Source organism: Deltaproteobacteria bacterium (assembly GCA_019309045.1).
Classification (GTDB): domain Bacteria; phylum Desulfobacterota; class Syntrophobacteria; order BM002; family BM002; genus JAFDGZ01.
On the sequence record JAFDGZ010000098.1, the window covers coordinates 1 to 10,689 of the forward strand.

Here is a 10,689-nt window from a genome sequence, read left to right on the forward strand (position 1 = left end):
GCCATCTCGATCAGCGTTGGGGATATGAGATATGGGATAGGAAGCCCTGGTGTTTTCAGTAAAGGCATCACTGTCCAGGTCCAAACGCCTGTTTGCCGAATCTATGGCAACATTTTCCAGGATTGTGCCGAAGCGTCTGGTGGTCTCATAGATTTCGGGCTCAGCCTCGGCAGACAACCTGATTGCCTTGGCGTAACATCCCCCTTCAAAGTTGAACACCCCATCGTCGCTCCAGCCATGCTCATCATCGCCAATAAGAGTCCTGTCTGGATCAGCTGAAAGGGTGGTCTTGCCTGTACCGGAAAGGCCGAAGAACAGGGCAACATCATCTTGATTCTTGCCGTAGTTTGCAGAGCAGTGCATGGGCAAAACATTGTGCTCCGGCAGCAGGTAAGTCATCACCGTGAGCATGGTCTTTTTCATCTCTCCTGCATAATGGCTGCCTGCAACGAAGGCCTCCATGCGCCCCAGATTGAGAAGGACAACTACTTCAGAATTGGTGCCGTCTTCTTCAGGATTGGCGTTGAAGCCCGCAGCATCGACAAGAGTGAATTTCGGCTGAAATTGGGCAAGCTTGGCGGCATCCAATTCCCGGACGAACATGTTGCGGGCAAAGAGATTGTGCCAGGCTTTCTCGGTAATCACCCGGATGGGAAGTCGATATTTTGGATCCGTACCCACGTAGCAGTCCTGGACATACAGGTCTTTGCCCTCGAGATACGCCAGAATTCGAGCCCGCAATGATTCGTAACGCTCGGGACTGAAGGGCCGGTTGACCTCGCCCCAGTAGATCTTGTCCTGGCTGGACGGCTCTCGTACCACGTACTTGTCATTGGGAGACCGCCCCGTATACTGACCTGTTCGAACCACCAGTGGCCCGAGATGAGCCATGAGCCCCTCATGGCGTTGCAGGGCCTGTTCATACAGGGCAGGACTCGATAAATTCCACCAGATAGCCCTGGCATTAGTTATGCCAAAGTCTTGCAAACCATGTAAACTCCTTACTTGACCTTGTTCTTGCATTTTGACCTCCAGTAGGTGTTTCGTAAACAGATCTGAGGTTGCAGACATGTCACTGTCGCATAAGGTAATCTACTATCTTGCAACCGCAGATCGCTCATGCCGACCAGCCAACCACTACAAGGTGTAAGTGAGCAGCCAGGACCGAGATGAAATACCCCAGGAGCATTCGCTCCTGAGCTGTTGCCATTTGTTGTGCTGTTGTCAGTCTGCAAGCACTGCAGCTCTAGGCATCAAATAGCGTCATGCCTGTTCCTCTCAAGTCCCGCACCGCTTGTTTGACCCGTTCAGCCATGGATTGTTCCGCAAGCTTCATATAGACCCGCGGATCGTATACCTTCTTGTTGCCCACTTCTCCGTCCACCTTGAGTACGCCATCGTCCAGAACCCCCGTGAAACACCAGATGAAAACGGCCCTTGCTGCCGTAGGCCTTTTCCAGAGCCTCCTGACCGTCCTTCAAAATCGAAGGCCTGAGTTTCACGTGACCAGGCTTGTAGACCCCGTGGACGTTGCCGAAGGTTGCCGCCACCAGGTAGCGGGCCTCCTTTACTTCATTCATCCGGCGAGCTGCCTCGAGCATATCCTCGGGGGTGGTGTACAGCTTTTTCCCCGCCCCTTCCCCACTGACTCCATCCTCTTCACCACCAACCACCCCTACTTCGATTTCGAGAATAATCTCACTCCGGTGACAGCGCTCCAGCAAAGGCACTGCTATGTCCAGATTCTCTTCTAAAGGCAAGGCACTGCCGTCGAACATGTGACTGTTGAAAAGATTGGACATACCTGAAGCACGACGTTTTTCTGTCTCTTCAATGAGCGGTATGACAAAACTTTCCAGCTTGTCTGCCTGGCAATGGTCTGTGTGAAGAGCAACATAGATGTCGTAGCGGTCTGCAACCCGATGTACGTGTTCAGCAATTGAAATTGCCCCCAGAACCATGTCCTTGACCGCCGACCCAGAAGCAAAAGCACCACCTCCGGTGGACACCTGAATGATGCCGTCGCTGCGACTCTCAGCGAGCCCCTTGAGTACAGCGTTTGCCGTGGTCAAAGACGTGACATTTATCGCTGGATAAGCAAACTTTTTTTCCGCTGCTCGGTCGAGCATCCTGCAGTAGGTTTCGTAGTCAGCTACAGGCATAGTGCCTCCTCTCAAGGCTTTCGGCCTAGAATTTCACTGGTCTGACAAAGGCATCTTTCCCGGCATATTTGGCTGCTGTGCCCAAATCTTCCTCGATGCGGAGCAGCTGGTTGTATTTCTCCACCCGCTCACCTCTGGCCGGGGCACCTGTCTTGAGATGGCCGGTATCCAGGGCCACAGTCATATCAGCGATAAAGCTGTCAACAGTCTCTCCACTCCGGTGCGACACACAGGCTCCCCAGCCGGCTCGCTGACACATTCGCACTGCCTCGATGGTCTCGGTCAGGGTACCAATCTGGTTGAGCTTGATCAGAGCGGCATTGGCGCAATTTTCCCGAATACCCCTGGCAATGTACTCCACATTGGTGACGAAGAGATCATCTCCCACCAGCTCCATCTTCTCTCCCAAACGGCTGTTGAGGACCTGCCAGCCCTGCCAGTCTTCTTCCGCCAAGCCGTCCTCCACAAGAATGATCGGATAGTTCCTGGCCAGCTCTTCATAATAGTCCACCATCTCTTCAGCAGTGCAGGTGCGCTTCTCTGTCCGCAGATTATAGAGCCCGTCTTCGAAAAACTCGCTGGAGGCCGGATCCAAGGCAATGCCCACCTCGGCCCCGGGTCTGAGACCGGCTTTCTCGATCCCTTTCACTATGACCTGCAGGGGCTCTTCATTAGATGACACATTGGGCGCAAAGCCGCCCTCGTCACCGATGCCCACGTGATGACCCGCATCCATGAGCACCGAACGCAAGGCATGATATATCTCGCTGGCCCATTGCAGAGCTTCCTTGAAGCTTGCCGCACCGTAAGGAGCAATCATGAATTCCTGGAAGTCTGAACCCTGCCAGCGGGCGTGCACCCCGCCATTCATTATATTGAGCATGGGAACAGGAAGGCGAACAGCATCTGGACCGCCAAGGTAGCGATACAGGGGAAGATCGGCCGCCATGGCTGCTGCCCGGGCTACCGCCAGAGATACACCCAGAATTGCGTTGGCTCCCAGTTTGCCTTTGTTGGCAGTACCGTCAAGTTCAATGAGAGACTTATCCACAGCCACCTGATTGCGAGCATCCAGCCCCTTCAGGGCATCATTGATAGGTCCGTTGACATTTTCCACAGCTTTCAGAACCCCTTTGCCGCCAAATCTTTGCGAGTCGCCGTCTCGCAGTTCCACGGCCTCGCGGGCACCGGTGGACGCCCCAGAAGGCACTCCCGCCCGAGACTGAATGCCACTGGCAAGAATTACCTCCACCTCCACGGTTGGATTACCGCGGCTGTCAAGAATCTCTCGGGCTCTAACTTTGCTAATTTCCGTGTTTCTTACATCAGACATATTTCCACCTCCTATTTGTCAGTTTTATCAGTACAGTGGTTTCGCAATAGGCGATATCAATCCTCTCGGGTGGATTGGTCCCGCCGCCGGGGTACTGCTCTTGTGGGGTAGGTCAGCGAAGCCATCCGGCAAACAGTCTGCCGTCAAACTAATCACTCACCTTCCGTATGGCAAGGACATGCCGCCTCCATAGAGGTTTGTGGCCTACATGTAGTTAATTTAACTACATACTATCCACACCCCAGGCATCAATTTTTCATTGGCGAATGAAGGCGCCTCAGCTGCAGCCGCTGAACCTTTCATTCGAGAGCAGCCAGTTTCAGGAGTCCACAGCATCATCGAATTTCATGAGGATTTCGATGTCGGCTCCATCAAAGATGGATCTCTCGAGACTGGGATAGCGTTTCTCGAATACCCGAATCATGGCCGCATTTTCTCGGAGCACATATGCAGAAAAAGCCTTGTAGCCATTCTCCCGAGCTATTTTTTCTAAAACTCCCACCAGATATGATCCTATGCCCATGCCCTGGAAGTCCTCTCGCACGATGAAGGCCACTTCAGCGGTGTGGTCGTCCACCCTGCCATAAGAGCCAGCCGCGATCACGTCCTTGACGCCTCTGTTTCTGACCAGGCCGATGATGGTCATGTTCTGCCGGTAATCCAGAGCTGCCAGATGCTTCTGTAGATCCTCGTGAGATAATATTTTTCTGTTGGAGAAAAACCGATAATAGATGGATTGCGCCGTCAGAGAATAGAAGAAGGCCCTGGAGGCCAGTTCGTCAGAGGCCAGAAGTGGACGAAATTCAGCAATCTTGCCATTCCTGAGCCTGAGGGTGCTCTTGTAGCCGTCTAGAAACAGGAGATCTTCCGTTTGCGGCGGCAGCTGGTCTGCAAAGATATAGTGGTGTTCCTTGGCCACCTGCATCAAGTCTTCCCTGAATTTTGGATGAGCAATCTGGATCAGCTCCACCACCCTCTGGTATATGCTTTTTCCCTGCAGCTCAGCTATACCGTATTCGGTTACCACAAAACTTGCATCGCCCCGGGTGCTGGCCACGCCAGCCCCTTCAGAGAGGTGAGGCACTATGCGGGACACCGTGTTATTCTCTGCGGTCGCTGGCATCACAATAATTGAAAAGCCTCCTTTAGACATACTGCTCCCACGCAGGAAGTCAACTTGATCTCCCAGACCGCTGAAAAACCGGTATCCCATGGAATCTGAACATATCTGCCCGGTCAGATCCACCTGCAAGGCTGAACTGATGGAAATCAGGTTGTCGTTGTTGGCAATTATAGTGGGGTCGTTGACAAAATCTGACGAGCGAAAATAGAACATGGGGTTGTCATGCACGTAGCTGTAAATCTTTTCCGAACCCATACAGAGAGAAGCCACCACCCGACCAGGAAGAAAAGACTTTTTCTTGCCGGTGATCACCTTCTTCTCGAACAGAGGCAGCAAGCCGTCGCTAATGAGGTGAGTGTGAATGCCCAGGTCTTTCTTGCTCTCCAGATGCGGCAGAACTGAATAGGGAAGTTGTCCAAAGCCAATATGCAAGGTGGCGCCGTCATCAACAAGTTGTGATACATAATAGCCGATTCTGCGGGCAACTTCAGTCTCGGTCAAGCGCGGCAGAGACACTACCAGCGGTTCCTCGTGCAACACCAGGTAGTCGATTTCATCCACGTGCACAAAGCTGTCTCCCAGGGTTCGGGGCATTTTAGGGTTCACCTGGGCTATTACTAAAGGCGAGTTGTCCATGCCCGCCCTGGTTATATCTACAGAGACGCCAAGACTGCAGTTGCCGAACCTGTCAGGCGGACTTACCTGGATGAGAGCCGCGTCGAGTCCTATGACTCTTCGGTAAAATAGCCGGGGTATCTGGGAAAGATAAGCAGGGATGTAGTCTATCTTGCCTTCAAAGGCGGCCTTGCGCATGGCAAGGCTGATAAAAAAAAGCTTCAGGGAAAATCTGTTCAGAAAGGACTCATCATCCACATAAGCAGCCAGACTCTGCGAGAGCATCTGATAAATAGTAATATCCTCTATATCCTGGTTCTGAACCATAGTCTTGATGAGATGCCGCGGTTCACCACAGCCAGTGCCTATAAAAATGCGGCTCCCCTTCTTTATTCTAGAGATGGCTTTGTCGGCCTGCACCAGCTTTGCCGGGCAGTAATCCTGCAGCCATTCAATATGATCCATATGATCCATGACAGCTCCTGATTAAAACCATTGATATTGGTATTCAGGCACAAAACATCAGCACGTCAAAAGTGTTGTCCTGATAAACTCCAGTTCAGCAAGTCAGCTGCCCTGCACTGAGTCCAAATTATGCTTTTTTATGCACTTTTCAAACTCAGGAATACTTGTCCGTCACTTCGGCTCCAGCCATAGTCCCCTGTGCCTGGAAACAAGAAGCACGCCTCCTATATACGAGTCCTGTTTTAGTCGCTTTCTACACTCAACTGGCAATAAAGCCAGACAGTCAGCAGCGGTTTGCCAGGATTCATCAAAGGATCAGAAAAGCAAGCCAGACAACTGCCGTGGGCACAACAGCCGCTTTCAGCAAACCGACCGGAGAAACTCCATTTTCAAAAAACTTCTTGAGGATCGACTGTCCTGCCGGGTTCGGCGCGTTGGCAATAACAGTCAAGCCGCCGCCGGCTACTGCACCTGCCACCACAGCATACTTGAGGCTGTCAGTAAAACCTGGCACCAGGGTGCTCAGGAAGGTAATAGCTGCATTATCATTGAAGGCGGTCAATATGGTTGCCCCCAGCATGAGCGGAATTTCTTTCAAATTGCCGAGAACCGGTTCAATCCACCACCCCTGCACGCCTCCATGAATAACAAGACCTGCCAAGAAGAAACCAACCAAAAGCGGCGGCTTCAGATCGATGCGATTCTGGTAAGCAGAAGTAACAACAGCAAAACCAAGAAAGAGCAGGAAGCCAAAAACGAACAGCTCCGGATTATGTGCATTCACCACCGTCCAGCCCAGGAAAAGCAGATGAACCACTGTCACCCATGCTGGCACCGGATCATCACGTTCATCCCAGGCCGGATCCTGGAAGGGCGGCCGCTGATCCTCCGGCAAGAGGCCCGGGAATGCTCTGCGCATGGCAGAGAGTTTGATCTCTTTGAATCGCTGCTCAAAGGCCTCCTTGACCAGGGAGGGGTCAATACCTTCCTTGCTGATGCTGGTCAGGTGCCGTTCCTTGAGGCTGTCACCCAGCCGTTGCTTTATCAGCTGGACTGCTTCTGCAGTTTTCAGCTCGAATGTCTTGCTGAATCCTGACTCCTCGTCTACACCACTGGCGATCTTATCGAATTCGGCTTCAACTTCCTGACGACTTAGATATCGCCTCTGAATCTCTTTTTTAAGATTCCGCAGTTCAAAGTTTTCCTGCAGCCGGGAAAGCTCCTTGCGAAAAAGACAAAAGTAAAGTCCGTTGGCAGCCACTATGCCCAAAATGGCCTTCCAGCCAAAATTGGTGAGCATGTGTGTCATACCCCAGTCCCAGGGGTTTGCCACCATCAATACGGGTGGAGCAGCAAAGTGAGTGAGCGTCCCCCCCACCGAGATGTTGACAAACAGCAAGCCTATAGTGCCATACTTGAACCTGTCGCTCGGCTGCAACTCGTACAGCTTGTCGGCAAGCAACAGTGCTGAAATGGTCATGGCAGCAGGTTCAGTGATGAAAGAGCCCAGAATGGGGCCAAAAGTGAGAATAGTAAACCACCAGGCGGTCAAAGTGCCGCCCAGCAGATTGGCAATTCTCCACATAACGGCTTCGGTGAGCTTCAGGATAGGCCGGGTGGCGGCCAGGGTCATAACCACCACCACAAACTCGGCCTCGGTGAAATTCACCCGCTCATCAGCATAGAAGACTACCGTGGACCAGTCATAAAAGACAAAGATTGCTATAAACAGAGCAACGGCCCAGATGCCGAAGACGGCTTCCACCTCGCCGAGAAAGTGAAACAGTCTGGAGCCGAGATGGATTGAATGCTTATCCACGAGCCCTTCCTTGATTTTCTTATTGTGTTCGTGCTCCCATTTATGAGAAATAGCAAGGAATCTGCTGGTGAGAAACGTATGAATGATCGCACACAAAAATATAATGGTGGCAACTACATTGAAGGGCTCCTGTTGGGCGCGAATTTTCAAAGTACCCAGTATGCCCTTGGCGTCCTGGTCGTTGTAGCTCTGGAGGTCGCGGGGAAAGGATTTCACCTTGGCGTCCACCACTGACGCTCCTTGCGCCCCTCCTGCGCTCGCCGCTACAAACAGCACTGACAACAAGAAAATTATGGTCAACATGACTCGTCGGTGATTCATCTAGAGTTCCTTTCATAATCAGCAGTAGCAAGTGCCCACACCGCCCCTGGGCCCAGCACCGTAATTGCTGGGCCATTCAACCCGCGGCCTGTCGCCTGCAATCTGGCCATTTATACAAGTCCTTCGGCTGCAAGCGCCTCCCGGGTCTGCCGGGCAATTTCCAATTCTTCGTTTGTTGCTATTACGAAAACCTGCACTGCGCTCTCGGCGGTGCTGATCTTCAGTGGTCCTTCACTTCGAGCCCTGTTCTTTTCGAGATCGAGGATTATCCCCAACCGCTGCAGATTCTCACAACACCGTCTGCGGATTTCCACATCGTGCTCACCAATGCCGGCGGTAAACACCAGACCGTCCAGATATCCTAGAACAGCAAAATAATTTCCTATGTACTTCTTTATTCGATAGACGAACATATCCAGTGCCAGTTGAGCCCGCTGGTCGCCTTCAGCGGCCCTTGCATGGATATCACGCATGTCGTTGAGGCCACAAATGCCCTTGAGCCCGCTCTCATGAGTCAAAATCCGCTCTAATTCCCCGATACTCATGCCTTTCTGCTGGGCCAGGTAGAAAATGATGCCGGGATCCACATTGCCGCTGCGCGTCCCCATGATGATCCCTGCTACCGGAGTCATACCCATGGAGGTATCAACGCTTTTGCCTTTGGCAATGGCGCAGGTGCTGGCGCCGCTGCCGAGGTGAATAGTCATCAGATTCAATTCTTCCAGGGGCCTGCCCATGAGCCTGGCAGCCTCCCTGGCCACATAACTGTGGGAAGTCCCGTGGAAGCCATAGCGCCTTATGCCCAGCTCCTCATAGTACTCATAGGGCAAAGAGTAAAGATAGACATGGGGTGCCATAGTCTGATGGAAGGCCGTATCGAAAACCGCCACCTGCGGCGCCCTACTTATCAGCTTCTGGGCAACCTTGATGCCCGCCAGATTGGCAGGATTGTGCAGCGGTGCCAGGGGAATTGTCTCCTCGATCGCCTGGATGACCTGATCATCGATGAGAGCCGGTGCTCGAAAGCGTTCACCACCATGAACCACCCGATGCCCCACGGCAGATATTTCAGAAGCCTCTTCAATAACGCCAACCTCTCTGTCTGTAAGAAGATCGACGATTATGTTCATGCCCACGGTATGGTCGGGTATAGGGCTTTCTATAATTTTTTCCAGCTCTTCCTTCCTATTGGGAAACTTTTTGTGGGTGAGCCTGCCTCGAGGTTCGCCAATGCGTTCGGCAAGCCCAATTGCCATGACCGACTCGTCTGTCATATCGAGGGCCTGGTATTTTATAGAAGAACTTCCACAATTGATGACAAGAATTTTCATACAATCTCTCTCCTCTCTTCTCCAGACCAGGTGCATCAGGCTCTTCTGCCATCTCTGCCAGAGGAGGAGTTCTTTGTGTAATGGTTGCCATCGAACTATAGGCTCGAGAGTCCAACAACCAACGAGATGATCACTGCTACAGTGCTCCACCGCACCAATAGCACAGAGAAGCTCACGGAGCCGAAGATTCGCTATTCACATTCCTGAGCCTGGATTGCAGTGATGGCCACGGTGTTGACAATGTCGGTGACGGTGCAGCCTCTGCTCAGGTCATTTACAGGTTTGTTGAGTCCCTGCAGTACTGGGCCCACTGCCACCGCATTGGCAGAACGCTGCACTGCCTTGTATGTATTGTTCCCCGTGTTCAGATCGGGAAAAATGAATACGGTTGCGTGCCCCGCCACATCGCTGTCCGGCATCTTCGTTGCCGCTACATTGTCATCCACTGCAGCATCATACTGGATCGGGCCTTCCAGCTTTAGATCGGGCCTTCGCTCTCTGGCTATCCGAGTCGCTTCACGCACCACCTCCACTGATTTTCCCTTGCCGGATTCACCAGTGGAGTATGAGAGCATGGCAATCCGAGGCTCGATGCCGAACATCCTGGCAGTTTCCGCTGAACTGATGGCGATGTCTGCCAGCTGCTCAGAGTCTGGCTGAGGATTTATGGCACAATCGCCATAGACCAGAACCCTGTCTGCCAGACACATGAAAAAGACACTTGAAACGATAGAACAGCCAGGCTTGGTACGAATAATCTCAAAAGCTGGCCTGATGGTATGGGCCGTGGTGTGTACCGACCCTGAAACCATGCCTGCAGCCTTGCCCAGGTAAACCGCCATGGTTCCGAAGTAGCTTACATCTGTCACTGCGTCCCGGGCCATTTCTGTTGAGATGTCCTTGTGTTTGCGCAATTCATAATAGGTGGCGGCAAACTCTTCGAGCCAGGGAGAGGAGAGTGGATCGATCATGTCGACCCCTTTTAGACTCAAGCCCAGGGCTCTGATTTTCTTGTTTATCTCTTCTTCATTTCCAAGCAGGGTAATGTCCACAACTCCACGTCGATTGAGAATCTCGCTGGCACGAAGAATGCGTTCCTCCTCGCCCTCTGGTAAGATTATATGCTGGCGCCTGGCCTTGGCCCGTTCTATGAGCTGGTATTCAAACATGGCTGGAGTGACCCTGGCAGAGCGTATAGTGGTGATGCGCTCTGCAAGCTCCTCGCCATCTACATGGGATTCAAAAAGTCCCAGTGCTGAGGCAATCTTGCGGTCGTTTTCGGGCGTAATCACAGGATGGACACTGTTGACGTCCATTGCGGTAGTGTAGGTATCCGTGTCCACCCAGATAATCGGGGCCGGCGACTTGTTGCTGCCCTCGATCAATTTCTGCACGGCTGGCTCTGGCACGAGACCGCCAGTCAGGAGAATGCCGGCAATGTGCGGATAGGTTGTGGAAAAGGTTGTCAGCAAACTGCCCAGAATCATATCGGCGCGATCTCCAGGTGTAATGATCAGAGC

Annotated in this window: 6 protein-coding genes and 1 pseudogene; all 7 read right to left on the reverse strand. The window is 52.5% G+C overall.

Features of this window, described 5'->3' with window-relative positions:
* On the reverse strand, nt 1-1,023 hold a 1,023-nt coding region (locus tag JRI89_15055), incomplete at its 3' end, for a phosphoenolpyruvate carboxykinase (ATP) (GenBank protein MBW2072558.1).
* A gap of 223 nt (nt 1,024-1,246) precedes the next feature.
* A pseudogene (gene fbaA, locus JRI89_15060) lies at nt 1,247-2,162 on the reverse strand (class II fructose-bisphosphate aldolase).
* A gap of 25 nt (nt 2,163-2,187) precedes the next feature.
* A complete protein-coding gene (eno, locus tag JRI89_15065; protein MBW2072559.1) occupies nt 2,188-3,495 on the reverse strand; it encodes a phosphopyruvate hydratase in 1,308 nt (435 codons plus the stop codon).
* A 319-nt stretch (nt 3,496-3,814) separates the two neighbouring features.
* Entirely contained in the window at nt 3,815-5,698 is a 1,884-nt protein-coding gene (locus JRI89_15070; GenBank protein ID MBW2072560.1) for a GNAT family N-acetyltransferase, read from the reverse strand.
* 307 nt (nt 5,699-6,005) lie between these two features.
* On the reverse strand, nt 6,006-7,820 hold the full coding sequence (locus JRI89_15075; protein MBW2072561.1) for a putative Na+/H+ antiporter: 1,815 nt from the start codon (nt 7,818-7,820) through the stop codon (nt 6,006-6,008).
* A 128-nt stretch (nt 7,821-7,948) separates the two neighbouring features.
* Nucleotides 7,949-9,169, reverse strand: coding sequence for an acetate kinase (locus JRI89_15080; GenBank protein ID MBW2072562.1), 1,221 nt, complete (start codon nt 9,167-9,169; stop codon nt 7,949-7,951).
* 191 nt (nt 9,170-9,360) lie between these two features.
* Nucleotides 9,361-10,689: phosphate acetyltransferase (pta, locus tag JRI89_15085; protein ID MBW2072563.1), on the reverse strand; the 1,329-nt coding region annotated here is incomplete at its 5' end.

Coding starts and splice junctions, on each gene's coding strand:
- JRI89_15070 (MBW2072560.1), bottom strand. CDS start 5,698: ATGGATCATATTGAATGGCTGCAGGATTACTGCCCGGCAAAGCTGGTG.
- eno (MBW2072559.1), bottom strand. CDS start 3,495: ATGTCTGATGTAAGAAACACGGAAATTAGCAAAGTTAGAGCCCGAGAG.
- JRI89_15075 (MBW2072561.1), bottom strand. CDS start 7,820: ATGTTGACCATAATTTTCTTGTTGTCAGTGCTGTTTGTAGCGGCGAGC.
- JRI89_15080 (MBW2072562.1), bottom strand. CDS start 9,169: ATGAAAATTCTTGTCATCAATTGTGGAAGTTCTTCTATAAAATACCAG.